13 protein-coding genes are annotated in these 18,976 nt (G+C 52.4%); 8 read left to right on the top strand and 5 right to left on the bottom strand.

Annotated elements, in window-relative coordinates; genetic code table 11:
- Nucleotides 1-298 precede the first annotated feature (298 nt).
- From P1L40_RS14990 to P1L40_RS14955, 8 genes are all read left to right on the top strand, one after another.
- On the top strand, nucleotides 299-1,414 hold the full coding sequence (locus tag P1L40_RS14990; RefSeq protein WP_284008174.1) for a hypothetical protein: 1,116 nt from the start codon (nucleotides 299-301) through the stop codon (nucleotides 1,412-1,414).
- Nucleotides 1,414-4,131 (top strand): DEAD/DEAH box helicase, encoded by a 2,718-nt coding sequence (locus P1L40_RS14985; protein WP_284008173.1) that lies wholly within the window; start codon nucleotides 1,414-1,416, stop codon nucleotides 4,129-4,131. The genes P1L40_RS14990 and P1L40_RS14985 overlap by 1 nt, the downstream gene beginning before the upstream one ends.
- The gene (locus tag P1L40_RS14980) at nucleotides 4,128-6,188 is read left to right on the top strand and encodes a hypothetical protein (protein ID WP_284008172.1); all 2,061 of its coding nucleotides are present in this window, start codon (nucleotides 4,128-4,130) and stop codon (nucleotides 6,186-6,188) included. Before P1L40_RS14985 ends, P1L40_RS14980 begins: the two co-directional genes overlap by 4 nt.
- Nucleotides 6,189-6,274: 86 nt before the next feature.
- Nucleotides 6,275-9,436 (top strand): PD-(D/E)XK nuclease family protein, encoded by a 3,162-nt coding sequence (locus P1L40_RS14975; RefSeq protein WP_284008170.1) that lies wholly within the window; start codon nucleotides 6,275-6,277, stop codon nucleotides 9,434-9,436.
- Nucleotides 9,437-9,757: 321 nt separating this feature from the next.
- The gene (locus P1L40_RS14970; RefSeq protein WP_284008168.1) at nucleotides 9,758-10,993 is read left to right on the top strand and encodes a hypothetical protein; all 1,236 of its coding nucleotides are present in this window, start codon (nucleotides 9,758-9,760) and stop codon (nucleotides 10,991-10,993) included.
- Between the two features lie 134 nt (nucleotides 10,994-11,127).
- Nucleotides 11,128-11,754 carry a vWA domain-containing protein gene (locus P1L40_RS14965; protein ID WP_284008167.1) on the top strand — a complete coding sequence of 209 codons (627 nt, stop codon included), beginning with the start codon at nucleotides 11,128-11,130 and terminating at the stop codon, nucleotides 11,752-11,754.
- Nucleotides 11,755-12,026: 272 nt separating this feature from the next.
- Nucleotides 12,027-12,530: a hypothetical protein gene (locus P1L40_RS14960; protein WP_284008166.1), complete on the top strand. Its 504-nt coding sequence runs from the start codon at nucleotides 12,027-12,029 to the stop codon at nucleotides 12,528-12,530.
- A 72-nt stretch (nucleotides 12,531-12,602) separates the two neighbouring features.
- Entirely contained in the window at nucleotides 12,603-15,740 is a 3,138-nt protein-coding gene (locus P1L40_RS14955; RefSeq protein WP_284008164.1) for a UvrD-helicase domain-containing protein, read from the top strand.
- 143 nt (nucleotides 15,741-15,883) lie between these two features.
- Here P1L40_RS14955 and P1L40_RS14950 read toward each other — a convergent pair whose 3' ends face one another.
- The 5 genes from P1L40_RS14950 to P1L40_RS14930 form a co-directional block, all read right to left on the bottom strand.
- On the bottom strand, nucleotides 15,884-16,090 hold the full coding sequence (locus P1L40_RS14950) for a hypothetical protein (RefSeq protein ID WP_284008162.1): 207 nt from the start codon (nucleotides 16,088-16,090) through the stop codon (nucleotides 15,884-15,886).
- A 225-nt stretch (nucleotides 16,091-16,315) separates the two neighbouring features.
- A complete protein-coding gene (gene queC, locus P1L40_RS14945; RefSeq protein ID WP_284008161.1) occupies nucleotides 16,316-17,011 on the bottom strand; it encodes a 7-cyano-7-deazaguanine synthase QueC in 696 nt (231 codons plus the stop codon).
- Between the two features lies 1 nt (nucleotide 17,012).
- On the bottom strand, nucleotides 17,013-17,621 hold the full coding sequence (folE, locus tag P1L40_RS14940) for a GTP cyclohydrolase I (RefSeq protein ID WP_284008159.1): 609 nt from the start codon (nucleotides 17,619-17,621) through the stop codon (nucleotides 17,013-17,015).
- Nucleotides 17,622-17,623: 2 nt separating this feature from the next.
- Nucleotides 17,624-18,391, bottom strand: a complete 768-nt coding sequence (locus tag P1L40_RS14935) for a 7-carboxy-7-deazaguanine synthase QueE (RefSeq protein ID WP_284008157.1) — start codon at nucleotides 18,389-18,391, stop codon at nucleotides 17,624-17,626.
- Nucleotides 18,392-18,397: 6 nt separating this feature from the next.
- On the bottom strand, nucleotides 18,398-18,859 hold the full coding sequence (locus P1L40_RS14930) for a 6-pyruvoyl trahydropterin synthase family protein (RefSeq protein ID WP_284008155.1): 462 nt from the start codon (nucleotides 18,857-18,859) through the stop codon (nucleotides 18,398-18,400).
- Between the last annotated feature and the right edge of the window lie 117 nt (nucleotides 18,860-18,976).

Below are 18,976 nucleotides of genomic sequence, written 5' to 3'. Positions count from 1 at the left end.
GTCAAAACCCTCACTGTCAGAGCGATTAATAGCCAATCTATGCCGATCGAACCAGTCCGAATGGACTGGTAGACCTTGGGTGGTTACGCCAAGGTCACCGTCGACCACTTGTCCACGGTTTAGAACCAACCGAGGATAGCCCGATCGACGGAGGTTGTTTCGGTTATCACCGTAGGCGCGTATAGCGCCAAATAAAGATAGTCCAGAGACACGTATTAAGTTTGTGAGTGGGTGAGATACCAGTTGATCCCCCTGGTGAGTCAACAAAATTTCGGGGACATCGTCGGTTTCGGTTCTGGTGACCAGCGGCACCAGTTTTAATATTCTTGTATCAGATGATGATACCATTCGAGTTTCACAAATGGGTTCGACTACGACGGAATTCGAGAATGTGCTCGATAATGCACGCGCGTCATTGGACGAAGCGCGGGATGAATATCGGGCACTAGAACAGAGTCACACAGTCCCAGAAGCTATCGTTGAGTCGATTGCTGAGTTGGAGCATGAACTTGAGGAACTGGACGCAAAACTCGAAATCAGTGAGGACGACATTGAGTTAGTCCAACAGACAGAAACTCGCGTGCAAGTCCTTTCTTCTGTCCTGTCTGCGCTTCGAGATCGACAACGGATCGGTGTAGAAGCAGATACTGAACGCTTAGGCTATGAAATAGATAGGATTGAACAGGTCCAGACAGACCTCGACCTACAACTTGGGGATATCAAGAAGAAGTATTCCATGCTGCAACAACTTGTCGAGACAGAGCGCCATCACAAAGCCATAACTAGCGAACGTCTTTCGATCGGTACGCTTGAGGCTGAGATCTCGGATATCTACGACACCCTTGTTGACCAGTTATCGCCGGAGGATGCTGTGCCAGTCTATTCTGATATAGCCCGGCTATTACTGGACGATATTCACGAATATCTGAGTGGACTAGGGGAGCAGAACGACAGGCGAACTGCATTCGCCAGTGACCTGGCGAAAGTGAAACAACTCCTCGACGAAGCTGAGAGCAAGAGCAACAGTGCAGGGAAGAGAAGCAATGACGCATACACCGCTTTGGAGGGGTGTCGAATGCTCCACAGATCCATCTCGAGAGCCTATGCGGAGCAGAGTGTAGCCGAAAGCCTCGTCGATACCGTTCGCAGACGGAATTTAGCTGTCCAGTGTGACCTGGAAGAATGCGTCGAAGCGGGGGATGCCGAAACACTCATCGAACAGATCTCGTCAGCACTTACGACTGAAGTTAGACAATCGGCTACTGAACGATTAAAACAATTGCTCATAGAGCATGACGGTAGCGTAATCCGAACTGCTGACGCGACAGATCTCGACAGGTCGACGATCCTTGACTCCCTCGCGGAGTTACTTGACGACGATGAAGTAGCGGATATCACGGTCGAATTCAACTAATGAACTCACAACAGACTTCCAAGAGCCTCGATGTCATCGATCGAGCGTGGGCGACGTTTTGTGATCACGAGGAGATCTACAAACAGGTTACAGACGACATCACCGAGGCAGTGACCGATATTTGCCAGCGACAGATCAATGCGGGCAACTACGATGCAACCGCTCCTCTCAATGAGGTCTATAACGATTTCGAACAAAGACACTGCGAGCCTGACAGTCCGTTCGTTACCGAAGTTCTCCAGTCTGATGATCTCATCATCGACACGATGGAACTCGGTGAGGAGACCGTCACAAGAGAGCTTTTTCAGCGATCAGTTGAACATCTCGTCGAGACCGAACAACTTCTCTACGTCTACAACCGTCAGCAAGTCCGGAGTCATGTGGCAGAGATGGCACGGTACTTTGCGCTCATGCGGCAGCGCCTGACAGACGAAGCACATTACAAATTCACGCCGAATCTGGTGAAGATGGTGAAACTAGATTCGGCGGACCGGAAGCAACCTATCATGGGACGTGACAGGGAAGAAGCTGCTCGCTTCCGGCGACCGATTCGCCAGATTAACGAACACATCAACGACCAAGCGACCGAACCTGCTTGGGAACTCGAGGACTCTGTCGGCAGTGACTGGCGTGAGACCATCAGAGAGACGATGACGACGATGAGTCGGTTCTTCAACGAGGGACTGCCAGAAGAATTCGATTCCCTTGCAGCGTATCAAGCGCGCGCGTTCAAGGAATTATATCTCGATGCGGTTACCAAACAAGGAATAGAGGATTCGAAATCTCATGTGGTCACCGCCAGTACTGGCGGTGGGAAGACAGAGGCGTTCCTGTTTCCAACCTTAGCCTACGCACTCACAGCGCACAAAGCACACATCAGCGGGAACAAGGCGGTACTGACCTACCCACGGAAGGACCTCTGTGATAACCAGTTCGAACGTGCCTTCGAATATATAACCGAAATAAATCGGCTAGAAAGTTCGCTCAATGCTTCTTTCGAGGAAGCCCCACTAACGATCAGTCTTCAGCACAGCAGTCGTGAAGAGGTCACACTTGATTGTCCGCATGAAGATTGCGATGGTACTCTCGAAGTACCTGATAGTTTTAGTGAGACGCATTTCGAGTGTACCACAACCAGAACCCATAGGATAGAGTACGCGACCGTCGACAGAGGTGAGCCGGCAGACCTGATCGTTACTACACAGAACTCACTTCACCGGCGGATAATGGATAAATACGGGCACGACGCTTTCTGGGAAGCGCCATACCCGACCAAGTTCCTCGTACTCGACGAAGTTCACATCTATACGGATCAGGCGGGGATGAACGTAGCTAACGTCGTTCGACGATTCAAGCAGGGAATGCGTAAACAATCCCGCCAACAATCGCCGATGCTGGTCGCGTCTAGTGCGACAATCAACAACGCCGAGGACTTCACGAGTCGTATCTTCGCCACGAAGAACGCACAACGAATCTCACCGAGAGAAAACGAGCAGGATACGTTGAGTCGAGAACACTTTATCTTCGTCAAAGCCACCGATCCCCGGGATGTCCGAGTTCCGTTGGGGGACTCGATGTACAAACCACGTGAAGAGTGGAGTGACGTCAGCCAGACCACAGCGACGAACCTCTCGTGTATGATCCAGATCGCCTTTGGGTTCTTCCACACGATGAGAAAACAGCGGGCTGGAGACAGACCTGGCCTCGACGTAAACAAAGACCGGGTTCTCGGATTCGTCGATTCTATCGATTCTGTCAGTAGGCTCGGTGGGTACGTTCAAGAAGCCGAAGAGAACGGCCTCTATAAGTACCGGTTTCCGGATGCACTCCTCGGCGAGCGTGACAATAACCCCGATTGCCCGCGGGAGTTGTTCCGTGGAGCCACCGACGATGAATACGACGAGGACGCTGTTTGTGAGTCGCTCCCCCCGAATCCGAACATCAATCCTTGCCCAGTCTACCAGGATGGTGAGTGCTGGTGGACGATGCAGGATCGAGAACTCGATCTTGAGGAGATGAACGTAGCAATCCACAAGAGTGGAAACACGAAACGAGCAGGATCAGATCAACCGGCAGGTAATAATTGGGATCAATTGATTTCGACGAGTGCACTGGAGGTTGGGTTCGATCACGCAAGCATCATCGGGACCTTCCAGTATCGTGCCCCCAGAAACGTTCCTGGATTCCTTCAGCGGAAAGGCCGGGGTGGCCGCGATGCTGAAGACGAACCGGTAACTGTGGTTGTACTCGGGTCGACGCCAACTGATTCCTACTATTTCCACCACTCGAACTATCTTAGCAACCCGCGTGACGAGCATCTCGAAATCCCGTTAGACGAGAATAACAGATTCATCCGGGCTGAACATATGACTGCGTCAATCATCGACTTCTTCAACGTCACAGACGGTGTTAATGCGGAGCGTCTATTTCGTGGAAGGGGAGTAGCAGGTCCAGATATTGATTATCTCCGGACCAAATTCAATGCGAATCAACTTGCGCTTCGTGACTGGCTTTCGCAGACATACGATATTGACAACGATGAAATGAATCGCGTAATCAACAAATTTGACGAGTATCTGAGCCGCCTCGACGATCATATCGCTCCCGGACGGGATATCCCCTATTGGAAGTTCTTCGGAAGAATGGTTGAGGAGGGGGGCGAGAGTGCGTTGTCGCAGATAGATGACTACATCGACGAACTGGAGGAAGATCGATGACTGACAAAGGTGCTGACGAAGCAGGTCGTCGAACCGAACAGTTAGCGAGACTACAAGGAATACGGAGCTACGTCGAGGACGACGACTACAACTATTTGGATTTGACCGGGATCTACAGCTCTGATCCGGTGGCGAAAACGCCCTTCATAGTTGCTGGAACCTTTATTCCGGAAGAGATCGGCGGGACCGTTGGCGTCGTCAACGCCGATGAAGACCCCGAAGAAACACTTGCTCGTGAAAATCTGAACCAGATGTTGAACAACTTCCTCCCCGGAGGATATAAACAGCGATGGGGGAATTTCGATCTCTGGCGGGGTAACTGGAATCACGAATCGGCCATGGGCCATGCTGATATCGGGCCGATGTTTGACTGGGCAGAATCGTATCCACTCACCGATCTTCTCGGCGACGTCTCCGAGGTTGAATACACAGAACTCCCATTCGAGCCAGAAGATGTCCGCGTATATGTTCCACTAACGATACGAGTGACAGAAGAAAACAAAAGCGATCCAAACTACGTCTGGATTCCGGAGAAGGGAATCGTTTGGACTGGGGACCCACCCATGACTACAGAACCTCTCTCGTCTGATCCCACAACGAATTACCTCTGGTTCAAGCATATTGCGGGTGAATTCGAAGGGGAGCGAGAACCGGTAGACAGTGCGGGGATTATCAGCAGCTATTCGTTCGAGGACGACTGTGAGTTCGTTCGCTGTTACTACGGATCCCTGCTTACGCTATACCCTGCGGACTCGACCGAGACGCGATCTGAGATAATGCGCTATCGTTGTGAGAGCGATGAGAAGACAGCTTTCGTCGCAAGCAACGAGCAAAGTCAGTTGTTGACGTTCGAACTTGATCGACAGGATTTGCGGAGTCGATTACAATCGACACTAGACTCTAACCCACGACTCAGACGGGATCTTCAGTTCGCACTCCTCGAATCGAATATTTGGCAGCGATTGTTCTTTGACGAACGGGCGCTCAACCACGTCTACGCCGTCCGTCCACTCGTCGAACATCTACTCGGAATCGATTACCAGTCACGCGTTGTCGATGAGACTGAATTAGGAGTGTTCGAATTGTCTGGGACTAAGGTAGCCGACGAGGTCAAGCGGCTACTCCCGGACGAGTCGGATCGTCATCTTAGACTACTCGGACACGAACGTCGGGATGTCTCTGATGTTTTCACAACGATTGACGAACACCCCGGCCCCATAGCAGAACTGCTGGCTCGGTGCCGTAACGATAATCTCGTTATGGACTTTGCCGAGAGGGCTCTCGTTCATTCCGCTGAACACGCGCTGTCTACGTGGGCCAACAATCTGATGGGGTCGGGTACTTCGTTCGAACTCTGGTACGACGTAAACTTCCAAGAGACGGGAGACGATACGGCGCGGATTGCAGTCTACGATCCAATCCAGGGCGGTGCGGGAATAGCCAAGGAAGTCTACCAACAACTCCAAGCCAACGATCTCGATATCGAGCGAGGGCTGGCAGCTCAGGGGCGGTGCCACTCGGCTACCGCCGACAGGGCAGCGATCGAACTGCTCGCAAACTATCCCGACGGCTCTCTCTACGATGTCTATCGGAACGACCACGACGAATTCGTCGAAATGGCGACCGATGTGGTCAAGTCCAAAGTCGACGATCCAGACGCATACTCGATGGATGATTTGGTCGCACACGTAGAGCAGCGGACGCGGAATCTGTTCGAGACACGTGAGTTAGCTACCTTCTATTCGTACGTTGCCGACGAATACACGCGGGTCGAAACTGCGATCGGACGGACTCCACGAGTAGTCGATTTGGCGCTCCACCTGAACCGCCACGTGTTCACTGATCCTGAGATCAAGGCGACGTACGATCGGTTTGCCGACGATTCGGGCAGACGTGATATCGCAGAATTAGGTGAGCGATTAGGTGAACTCGTGGTCCAGTGTGTCACTGCGTGTCCAGATTGCCTGAAGACCGAGACAGGTCTCTGTCTCCATGGGACAGGACAGCAAGAATCGAGACTCAACCGACGACTACTCTCTGAGGTGTTCAGCCAATGATTCGCTCATTAGCGACCGTTGTTGAGGAGTTGGACGGATCAACCGGTGAAGAAACGACCATTCGATGTCGGGTCCGTAGTAACCCGATGCCCGGAAAAACGGGTGGAGATAAGACAGTCTATCACGTCGACGATCCATATAACGATCTAAGCGAAGAGGCCCTCCTCTCGTTCTGGTCAGAGGAGCCGACCAAACACGAGGGACTGAGACAAACGGCTCCGTACGTTCGATCGACACTCGAGATTCCGACAAAAGAGACACTCGAGACGGGAGAGTACGACGCCCCATCATTACAGCGCGGGGAAGTGTTACATGTTCGTGCGATCCCGAATCGCCACGACGATAGCGGATCGGTCTATCTCAATGTGACTTCCTTTGTTATCCGGGAACCCGATACGCTCATCAGCAAATCGAAGCTCCGGACTGGTGATCGGTGCCCCCGAGAGTACTATCTTCGGTACGTCAAGCGTGCATATCCTGGTGATAAGTACAACAGCGAACCATACCAACAATCGAACAAGTTCCGGGGAGATGCGATTCACAAGATCACAGAAAAAGCCCTCGTAGATCACGAGGAGAGATTCTACCAAGAGACGTGGGACCAGGATACTATTGACGAGTATTGTGAAGACGTATTTGAGTCCGAGTTCGGATTCAAGCAGGCATTGCTAGTCCTTTCGGGTGCGGGGCTCGACGGGCGAGAACACGTCAAAAGTGCCGTAGGGCAACTGTTCACAGATTCGGAGTTCCTTGACCGGATACAGGCAACAACCGATATCGAGACGGAACGGTTTCTCACGAGCGAATTCGGGTATGCTGGCCGAGTAGACATCATTCTCGATGGAGTCCCATACGACATCAAGACAACACGCAACCCAGGAGAGGATCTCGTCGAAACCCATAGTAAACAGGTTAAATTGTACCTCTTCGGGCTCCTCTTAGAACAGGTGAGGGAGGGGCAGTCTTTCCAAGACGTAGTAGAGGACGGTCAGACTGGATATCTTATCTATCCAAACACAGATGACGAGTCAGTTAGATTTGAATCGGTGGAGCTTACGATGGCCGACGTTCGTGAGTTCTTGGAGATTCGAAATGAGATAATCGAGACTGGAGAAGCTTACGCACCCCCATCCACGTATAATCGAAACTGTGAGGGCTGTAGCTTCGCGGTCGAAGAATGGATAAACGGACCAGAGGATGCACTCCCGCCTGCGTGTACATACCACTGTCAAAACGAGCGTCGATGGCCGTGTTATGAAACTGACGGGGGTGAACTGACCACCGACTGCTCGCTCTTTGACCGGTGTGATCAGCGGACAGAATACCGAGATACCGACGTAATCGACTACTACGAGAGTGTCAGGGAGGCTTTCAGAAAAGAGCGAAAGACACGACAAACCGCGAAGCAGGTTGTGGGTTCGCTTGATGAGACACTCCTGGCTGAGGCCGGCTATCGGATTCCAAACATGGAGTTTTCCGGAATAAGTGGTGCTGGATCGATCCTCCATTTCGAAACCGACACGCCAGTCGTTCCGAACTTCAAACCGGGAGAGGTAGTTAGACTCCGAGCACAGACTGAGTCTCAAGCAGACAAAGCGGTATACTACGGTGAAGACGATGGCGAATATCGGTTCGCTCCACTTGCTTCTGATGTCGATTACGAATCGTATCTGACCCTCGCTGAACCCGTCGATGCCCTCTATTTATTCAGTACCGAATCTGTCGAGGAGGATTATCTTCCGTATCTGGATTTCTCTCAGCGACGAAACGAAGGCGATCCTCTAGACACGGCGAATGAGACGACAGATCACGAAATCCCAGACACCATCTCTCTAAGTGAGATTGTCGAGTATTTGGACCGCAGCGAACTCTTTGTCGACCTGCCCGTGGGTACGACCCGGAACCAGGATATCGCTGCTATCGTCCGTGAACTCGTGAGCACATCGTATCCCCATCCCGACAAGGACTCCGTCATACCAGCAGAGCAGTGCCGAGCCCTGGTACTTGCTGCGACTCCTTCACAGGTCGAAACGGCTGTCAGCGCTCAACCTGACGGGGATCATTTCAGGCTTGATGGGACCAGTGGACCGAATTGTATCGAAAACAGCGATGGGTACCATGCCATCCAGTCACGTCTCCTGGACTCACGTTCCATTGTCTCATCTGTTCAGCAGGCCACCAGTGACTCATGGCCGGGCGGACTGAGAGAATTTTTCCATCAACTCCAAGAGGGGGAGTTTACTGAGAGAGATCACTCCGAGAACTTCTTCGACCTGCTGGTTTTACTCGGTGCGGAACAGTTGACGCAGCCTGAGTACGATTTCCTCGCAGATGTCGCTGACCGAGTTATCGCTGTTGGAGATGTTCGTAAATCTGGACCGCGCTTACTCAGTACCACTGCAACCAATGCGGGTCTGGACACACACTTCCGAACCCAGTTCGAACGATACCGATCGTTTCCTACGGAGAATCGTGCGAGTCTGCAACTCACAGGAGAGGGAACGCCTGCCCTCTGTGAATTCTATAAAGACGAACCATGGGAGGAAATCGCAGGTGATCTCACCTTCCTGAACATCCAAGGCGATGAAGCAACTCCTGTGGAAACTCTCGAACTCGAATCGACTGTTCCCGCAGCTGAGGGCACCGGAAAGCGTCTGGTGTTCGACGTTACTGACACGCCCTTGTCAGCGATGGCTGCCCACGAACTCTTCGAGAATCGCATCGAACTCGATGCGACCGCGCTCCGTGAAGAGTCGGTCGTAGTGCTCGACAGTGAAAGCCTGTATCTTGCCTCGAAAGGCCCGTTGGAAGGGGAGAGGGCGAGTCACCATCAGGTTGTGGTGCAAACTGTAGCGGCTGAACTCCCAGAATTCAACCGTGCACTCCTGGCGAACGATATTGCCGGGCAAATAGTCACACAGGTTGTCGAGAGTAAAGATCCCGATGTAGTCGTCACACCCTTCGAACGACACGGCACCCATATCAAGAGGCGGCTTGCCGAGAAGGAACTGGATGTCCCCGTCCGGCGGCCAGAAGACCTAGACGGTGAGATTGCCGATCACGCTGTAGTAAGTCTTGCAACCTCAAATGAAGATAACATCGTCCGCCCCCCGCTCAATGATCCAACAACGCTCTATTCGCTGTTTGGCAGCGGTCGTGACCTCACTTTGGTAGGTAACAAATCTACTCTACGAAGTAAGGATATATTCAGACGCTTGATAGATAGTGCTCAAACATACTCCGACTGAAATTTCAATATCACCTCTACTGAACCTTCCGTATCCAACACAGACAGGCGCCATTCAGGAGTTGTAACAGCAGTCCTCTAGACTGAGACTAGAAAACCATGCTGTCCGTATTATAACAGCTTCATAGATGTGTTACCCTTCGGTGGCTCTTGCATATCAAGAGATTACGCAGGCAAACATTCATTTGAACGTGGAGTATAGCAGAGTATCACGAAGTGAGTAATAGTGCGCCGGCGAGCATTTCTGACCTCTATCGCTCCAGGATCTATCCTGTTGAGCGGCTGTTCGACATCATTGTCTGAGCCATCCACGCCGGCTACAATGACAGGAGATCGATATCCTAGTTTTTCTGGAACAGTGGAGTTGACTGCAAAGGATGATTTTTGGGTGTTAAAAATGCCAGGGGATTATCCTGCTGAGGCAGTCTATCGGTACACAATCGAGAATCTTGGTGCAGAGCAGTCCGCGTTCGATGTGCTATTTTTTAATTACGGAAACTACCGAGAGTACATCGACCGAGAAGGACCTACCTGGTACACACCGCTCTCCGTGGGGGGTGTCGAAACCTTGGTCGAACGGTCCGCAAATGTGGGTACATATACTAGCGGTATTGTCAACGATTCGTTTTATCTTGTCATCGACAATACAGAATCCTCCGCGTCCCCCCGGATTGATTCGGGGACTCTTCGTGCGAGTGTCGAGGCCGAAGTTTACCCCAATGGAGTTGGTCCGAAACCGGATATCGGGGACATCCGATTTGAACGAGTGCCCGATTCCGCCGGTTATGAGGTGATTGGCGATGGCCCAGATTGGAGTATTCGAATCGACATCGCTGAAGAATATCGAGAGGGAACACTCAAAATCGACGACTGTAGTGGGTACCGGCCCACCGAGTGCACCGCTGGAAACGCGGGAAATATCGACGATAGACGCTCATTAGTAGATACTTCGGGGGTAGAACGGTTCCGGTTCAATAACGATACAGAGTTCTATTTTCCGGGGACAGAATATCTCTTCTTCATCGATTCTGAGGAGGAAGTGCTGGCAGAGACAATATTCGAAATTGATCGGTCACTGATAATTTCTGAACCGCAGTTTGAGTCGGTTCACGAGGGAGATATTTCTGATAAAAGTGGGTTCAGTTTCGAAGTCACGAACACAGGTGCGGCCCCATTATGGGTAGATGCACTATATCTTCGAGGCGATATTTATAATACGGGCCCGGATGGGCCAAATGTTCCCTTCGTTCCAGAGGCCGATGCCGATACTGCCGAATTTCTGGAATCTAGAGGATACTACCAACTTGAACCCGATACAACTGAGCGCTTCGGTGCCGCGGGTGTGAACAACCCAGAACTCAATGATGTCGAAAAAGTGTGTGACGGCAGTACTAGAACAGCAATGCTTCACTTAGACACGTTATCCGGGCACAACATCAAGTACACGATGGATTATATACTCCAAGAACCCGCCCGCAAAGTCACGAACGGTCGTGATAGCTATTATCTCTGTGAGGGCGGTGAAATACAATCGTTCGAGCGAATCAAGACCAACTAACTCTACTTAGCTATTGGTGGCACTGTCTAATTCCGGACGTCTTAGGATGGGTTCGACCATCAAGTGCCCAGTTCGGCCATTCGTGTTTGTAGATTTCTTGTTTTTAACCACCGCTGCAGAAGATGGGATGAGTCATGCAAACGCACGTAACATTTGTTCTCGATTCGTCCGGTTCCATGTCCTCGATCAGGGAGGACACCATTGGTGGATTTAATACGTTTTTAGATGAGCAGCATGGTGAACCAGGCTCTGCCACGGTCTCCCTGTATAATTTCGACACCAACGTCGACCTCGTGTTCGACGATTATCCGATCGTAGAGGCGCCAAAATTGACTGAAGATAACTACCGCCCTGGAGGTCGAACCGCACTTCACGATGCCATATCAACTGCTGTGACCGAAACGGCGGATTTGGTACGCTCTAAAGGCCAATCCGAGCGTCCCGACAACGTCATCATCGTGACTCTGACTGACGGGAAAGAAAACGCTTCCGAGACTCCACACGATCGTCTCAGGGAACAAGTTAGGGAATACCGTGAGGAATATGACTGGGAGTTCCTGTTTATCGGTGCTAATCAGGAAGCTGCGCTGACAGCATCGAGTATGGGGATGGATGAGGACAACTCATTGGATATGGCTCACAGCGGAGAGGGTGCGCAAGCGGCATACGATTCGACCTCAGAACAGGTCAGTCAGGTCCGGCGAGAGGGTGAGACGCATGGATTTGACGAAATTGATCGGAATCGACAGGAAGACGCATAGAGGCTCATCCCTATACCCGTTCCAGACCGGCAGCAAGTGTTCGATGACTCCAACAAGGTAACAGAAGGAGGAATGGGCAAAAGCCACAGCGATATCAACTCCTGTCGAATGTTGGAGTTGATATCGGCGGCTACAGGTCACTAGAATAGACGATGGAGACCTCTCTTGTCTGATTGAGTCCTGAGGGGAGCATTTCCTGTTTATATTTGTTGATGTTATCCCTTGGAATTGGGACGTGTCGGAGTCGTTCCGCCACGACCAGGAAAGCACCCATGACCTCACAGGCACCATCGCAAACGGTTGACGCTGACGAGTTGTTGCGACACCTCGATAACGAGTCCAATGAGGGGGGTATCACACTTCCAGTTTCCATCAACTCAGATAATATCTTCCTGGAGATAGATGGAGTTCGAGGGGAAACAGTCGTTTTGGGTCTCGACCGTGTGTCACGGAAGCGACTGGATGTCGACGAAAGCTACATTCTCACCGCGGAAATCGGTAAGTTTGCCATCGGCTCTGGCGGGAACAGGAACTATCTCATCTGTAATTGCGTGCACGACGTGACTTGCATGGACCAATCTCCCAGGGACGACAGTTCTGGGGACCAAGGAGTCAATGACGAAACTGAGAACAAATCGCGTTCTACTCGGGCCAATCCGTTTAGTGGGGGCAAAAAAATCCGGACTGATCGGGAGGGTGAAAGAGTGTCAGGTAAGAATCCGTTCGCCGACCCCGACCGCCTCAAGGAAACAGGCATCCACCAGGGAGGCATCTGAAAGTGGTCTTCAATTCCAGTCAAAGCCACGCTGCAACCAGTGTTAAGTGACAGTAAAATGTATTTAATTGGCATGACCGAATTACCACTCACGGCCGACGAATTTATCGACCGGTTAGAGCGAGCCAACCGCAGCCGGTTCGATGATCCGGAGTGGTCGTTCAACAGCGCCCAGGAGCGAGCAATCAGACACGGTGACGGACCATTACACGTCACGGCTGGCCCTGGAAGTGGGAAGACGGAAGTCTTGATTTGCCGAGCACTCAAGCTGCTGCTTGTAGACGAAGTCCCGCCACAGGGTATACTGCTGACGACATTCACAGAGAAGGCGGCCCAGAATCTCGAGGAGCGCATCGTCGACCGCCTCTCCAGACTGGGATTCCAGGATGTAGTCGACGCGAATGAGATTCGAACCGGAACCCTCCACTCACTAGCGAAAGACATCATGCAGGAGTACCGGTACGAGGATTACGCCAGTGTGGAACTCCTCGACGAGGACGCACAGCAACTCTTTATGTACGACAACTGTGATTTCGTTTCGGTCCTCCGTGGGTCCGGGTCAGCCGATAACTGGGAGACAATCTCTGACAGCGATATCGACGATGTGTGGCAGTTCTTCGGGGAGTTGCGTGGGTGGAAACAGAACTTCTCGCCCAACAAGTGGGAGGCGACAGAGTTGGCCTCCAAGCTGTTCAACCGAATTTCTCAGTATCGAGCTGATACGACGGAGTTGCGAACTGCGGACGAGTCGGCATGGCGTGTCTGTGCTGAAGGACTCGAACGATATCGCCAGACACTCCGCGATAACAGTCGCTCAGACTTCGCCAGACTTCTCGAACAGTTCATAGAGTTCCTCGACAGCGAAGCGGGGCAGCGGTTCATCGATGGAGAACCAGAACGTGAACGGCCCCAACTCGAGCACGTACTCGTCGACGAATATCAGGATACCAACCCCCTTCAGCAGGAACTATATTTCAGACTCACGGAGAAACTCGACTCGCCGAACATCACCGTCGTCGGTGACGACGACCAGGCACTCTATCGGTTTCGCGGTGGGACTGTCGAGTGCCTCATCCAGTTTCCCGAACGTGCACGCCAGCGGTTTAGTGCACCTGTCAAGGAAGTCCAACTTCGGGCGAACTACCGATCGACGGACGACGTCGTCTCTTGGTGCAATCGATACATCGATGACTATCCGCTGATGCAGCGTCCTGGTGCTCGGGCACCCGGGAAGGAACCGATGCTGGTCGACCGGACAGATACTGACGGTCGGACTAGCGTCCGGGCGTTACTGTCTGAGGACACTGGAACCGCAGCTGAACGTGCGGCGGAGTTGGTCGAGCGTCTCCACGAAGACGGATACATCGAGGACTACAGCCAGGTCGCATTCCTGTTTAAGAGCACAAAGGAGAGTGATGATTGGGCGGGTCAGTACGTACAGGCACTGCGGGACCGGGATATCCCAGTCCACAATCCACGGAACAAAGCGTTCCTCGAGCAGGACGAGATACGGTTCGCGCTCGGAGCAGTTATTCGCGTCATCGACCCAGAATTCGATGGCGCATCTGTCCCCTGGGTCAACCTGCAAGGTGGGGTCGAGGACCAGGTCGAGGAATGGGCGACCGCGTTCGACGGATACGTCGAAGAATACAACGCCTGGCAGTTGGACGACTTCGTTAGAAGAAAACAACGCGAGATCGCACTCGCTGATGACGGAGAGTCGCTTGGATTCACGATACTCGAACTGCTCTACCGTATCCTGTCGTTCGATCCATTCCGGGAGTGGATCGAAGGAAGCGACCGACCGGACCGTGGGGAACGCCTCGGTCGTCTCACTAACCTCTTCGATGCGTTTCTCAGTGTGGCTGGCGCTGGTTATCTCGAGAAATCGTCGAATTCGAACAGTGTGTCGACGAGCTTCCTCGGATCGTTCTACTGGACGTTCTGTGGCTACCTCCAAGCACAGGATTTCGACGAACCGGAAGATCCCCACGATCAACTACCTGCAGGGTTCGTTCAGGTCATGACCACCCACCAGGCCAAGGGCCTCGAATTTCCCGTGGTCTTCACAGGGAACCTCGATTCGGAGCCTTGGACGAGTGGGACTTACTGGCTTGAGGACCAACTGGAACCTTACGCAGACATCGAACCGGTTGGAGACGTCGACGATCGAGCAGAACGAGACGAAGTACGACGATTCTACGTCTCCTATTCGCGCGCCGAGGAGGACCTGTTCCTTCTGGGGACCGAAGGAGGGACCAGTGGCCTCTCCCTCGGGTACGAAGCCAACGGCAACCAACTCGACGAAGACTGGTTCTCGGGCGAGCGATCGGTGGAGGATCCGGACGACTTCCTAGAGAGCGTCGAGGACAGCGTAGGTCCTCTCGACGATATCGATCTCAAACGCCGGTATAGCATCACGGGTGACGTACTATCGTACCGTCGCTGCAAGCGCCAGTATGGCTATTACAAAGAGCTCGGGTTCACGCCGAACCACGTGACCCAACTGTTCTTTGGTCGCGTTGTCCACGAGACGCTCGATAGAGCACACCGGCATTACTCGGGCGATTTGGGAGACATTGAGGGAGACGAACCACCATCCGCAACTGAACTGCGAGACTACTTCGATGAGGTAGCGGAAGCGCTGAAGGCTAGGAACATCTATCCGATGAGCGAGGAGGCTGAAGAGACCGCGTTCGAGTACATCAAGCGGTTCAACGAGACAGAAGGCGACTGGCTCTATCCACGCGTTGTCGACACCGAACACCGTCTTCAGAGCAACCGCGATGACTTCGTACTCGAAGGAGTCGTGGACGTTCTCATGGGTGACGACGATGGTGACGAGATCTGGGATTACAAGGCCGGACAACGTCCGGATGGTGGTGCGGAACTAACGGATTATCAGGCCCAACTGTACACCTACGCAGAACTCTACCGATATCAGAACGGGGAGTACCCTGATCGGGGTGTGATCTACTTCCTCGGTGAGGGCGACCGTGATGAAGCGATGTTCGAGGTCGACTTCTCCGGTGATGACGTCGAGGGATCGATCAAGGAGTTCGAGCGGACTGTCGACGATATCAAGCAAGACCGCGAGGAGGGTGGTTGGTTTGATATCACAGAGAAGGAACTCCCCTCGGAGGGAACGTGTGCCGAGTGCGATGTCAGGTTCAGCTGTTCAGCACGACCGGAGTATACGTTGGAAGAGTAACCGGCGATTAGACGTATAGCACCGATAACTAGCTTCATATAAGATTGGATAATACAGACTCTGCTGAAATCGTTAAAACCTGATGGAAAGGCATAAGATGCAAGGGATCGGTCGGGTGAAGAAATTAAAGAGATTTGCAGATGTTATAAGTGTCCTCCAAGGAGGTCGTTATCTGATCCAGTCCGATCACCCCACTCTTGAACAACAGCTACTGGTTTTCCTTTTGATGGTATCTCAACAATTTTCAGTTTCCGTACTCCTGCTGAATTCTGGTCAGCATTCTTTATATCAAACCGATTCAAATTCACGGTTGACGCATCAACGATGTCTCCAACGGCGTAGTTGCCCATAGGCCCAGTTCTAGTTTAGTTCTATTTAGTTCTGGTGTGGGTGTTTTCGACGCCTTTCCCGGATCTATTAAATCAATTGGGCAGGCTTCAAAAATCTTCAGTAAAAGGTACGCGATCTCTATTCACCACGGTCCAAACTAATGGTCATCAACTGAGGATCCCAATCGAGCCGTAATTGTATTCACTTGGGAGAGTTTCTCTATTTTCGGCGTGAGGAGATTTTATTTATGTTCGATAGTCTGGCCGCTCGGCATACTCGATTGGATCCCTCTCGTTGATATTCTGGAATGCTTGGAGGCGGAATGCGCAGGCATCACAGGTTCCACATGCGGGTTCGTCGTCACGGTAGCAACTCCACGTCAATTGATAGGGGACGTCCAGTTCTACACCTCGTTTGGCGATATCGGTCTTCGACCATTCAGTGAATGGAGCGCTGATAGTTATCTCGGTATCGTCTTTCGTGCCAACCTCAACGACCTGCTGGAACGCGTCGAAGAATGCGGGACGGCAGTCGGGATAGCCCGAGAAGTCTTCAGAATGGGCACCGATATACACTGCATCACATTCGTTAGCTTCGGCGTATGATACCGCCATCGAGAGCAAATTGGCGTTCCTGAATGGAACATACGAGCTTGGGACTTCGTCGCTGTCGAGATCAGCATCTTCAACGGCGACCTCGTCGTCCGTCAGACTCGAATTACCGATCTTCGAGAGATGGTCAGTGGTTAGATGAAGAAAGTCTGCAGCGTCGTAGTAATCGGCCTGGGCCTCTGCACACTCCAGTTCTTTCGACTCCGTCCGCTGCCCGTACGACGTATGCAGCATATAAAGCTCGTGACCGGATTCTTTTGCGACCGCCGCTGCGGTTGCACTGTCCATTCCACCTGATGCGAGTACGACCGCTCGGGAGTTTGATGACATATTATCTGGTTGCCTCGTTGAATCGCCGTCGTTCGTGCTCAGTCGGTTCGCCGACAACCGCTCTACTCGATGTCTCGGTCTTCGTCTCGACACCGCGCATCGCTTCACAGAGATGTGTCGCCGATATCTCGACCATCACCGCAGAGGCTCCAATCTCGTCGGCGAGTCCATGAGCGATATCCTGTGTGAGTTGTTCCTGCATCGTGAGTTGGCGTGACTGCCACCGCACGTAACGCGCGAGTTTCGATAACCCTACGACCTCACTGTCTGGACGATATGCGACCGTTGCAGTACCGAAAAACGGTAGCAAATGGTGCTCGCAGAGGCTGTAGACTGGGATATCTTCTTTAACCACGAAACTCTCACCAGACGCCTCGAACGTTCGCATCTCAGGTTTCGCCTCGATCCGTGTTCCCTGAGTCAGCGTCTCGAAGGCACTTGGAACCCGGCGCTGCCAGGTCTCCTGGAGTTTCGCTGAATCCGGTTCTTCGCCGACGGCCTCCAGCAACAATCGAACGCCCTCTTGAGCTTTCGACCAGTCGATTGCGTGCGTCTCGCCGTCGATATCGTCGACGCTCTCTACCGTGTCAGTTTGAATATCGTCGGTCATGTTCAGGTTCCTGGTGCGTCGTTCCACAGATCCACGTGCAGCCTCGGCGTGTATCTGTACCCGTATTCCATCGCCAATTCGGCTGTGAGTTCGCGCGTCTCTTCCAACCGGTCCCGCGTCGCCCCTTCGGGCATGAGTAGGATATCATCACCGGCGATGGACTCAGAGGTGACATTCCGCAACCGTTCAAGGAGAGATTCGATCTCCACCATATCGTCGGTGCTGGTGACGACAAATTTCAGTTGGAACGCGTAGTCCTCTACGAGTGCGGACAGTGACTCGAGGTCCAGTCGACGCTCATCGTGTTTGTCCGCCCATTCTCCCTCACCCTTCGGATCTTTCTCTGCTGTGGGCGTACTCGACTGAAGTTTTGGGCTAATGCTAGCCAAATCAACCGGAGCATCACGATGGATGGTACCGTTCGTTTCGACTGTCGTGTGGTACCCCCTTGCTGAGAGTTTATCCAGTAGGTCTGTCACCGCAGAGTGAATCATTGGTTCGCCGCCGGTGAGGACGACGTGTTCGCATTCCTGGTGAGACTCGACCTCTGAGATCATTTCCTCTATGTCCATCCATGCGTGTGTGGGTTCCCAGGACGTGTGATACGAATCACAGAACCAGCAGCGAAGATTACAGCCGCTGGTTCGGACGAAGACCGATGGAACACCCGAAAGCTTCCCCTCCCCCTGTAACGAATAGAAGAGTTCGTTGATCGGGAGGTCGCCCTCGGCTTCTGCATCCTCAATTTCCGCGTCAGCATTCACAGGCATCGATAGCTACGGTGCTGCACACAGCTCGCCTGTTTCTCTAACTGAGACGGAGACATCTGAAACGGTGTCTGGAAATTCCTCCATCATGCGTTCTTCCAGCAGCACCGCCATTACCTCTGCCGTCGGTGGATGATCGATAACGACGAGAGCGCCACTATCACCGCTTTGTTCGAAAGCTTCAATGAGTGGATCGCCACGCTCGAGTATGAAGCGATGGTCCCACTCAGAAATTATCGAAGTGATCTCACCTTTGTCGACGACCCACCCTTCTTTGGTTAGCTCGCCGGTAACACTGACAGAAATCTCGTAATTGTGTCCATGTGGGCGACTACACTTCCCATCGTGGTGCTGTATGCGATGGCCAGAGCTAATCCGAATTGGTTGGTCCTCACCAATTAGCAATTCTCTCTCCCCTGCTTCAGAGAGCCGTGTCCGGTCAGACTGATCCTTCGATATTCCCTCAACCATACTGGGAGAATACTCCGGGAGCATTTATAGACATGCCCCGGAGTGGAACTGAAATATGGGCCTCAGTTGAGGTCTCCACTACTCGGTGGGGAATCACATTCAACATACAGTCTCCAT

This window comes from Haloarcula pelagica, assembly GCF_030127105.1.
GTDB lineage: Archaea > Halobacteriota > Halobacteria > Halobacteriales > Haloarculaceae > Haloarcula > Haloarcula pelagica.
The sequence above is the reverse complement of the archived record's forward strand: the minus strand, read 5'-3'. Positions and strand labels throughout refer to the sequence as shown.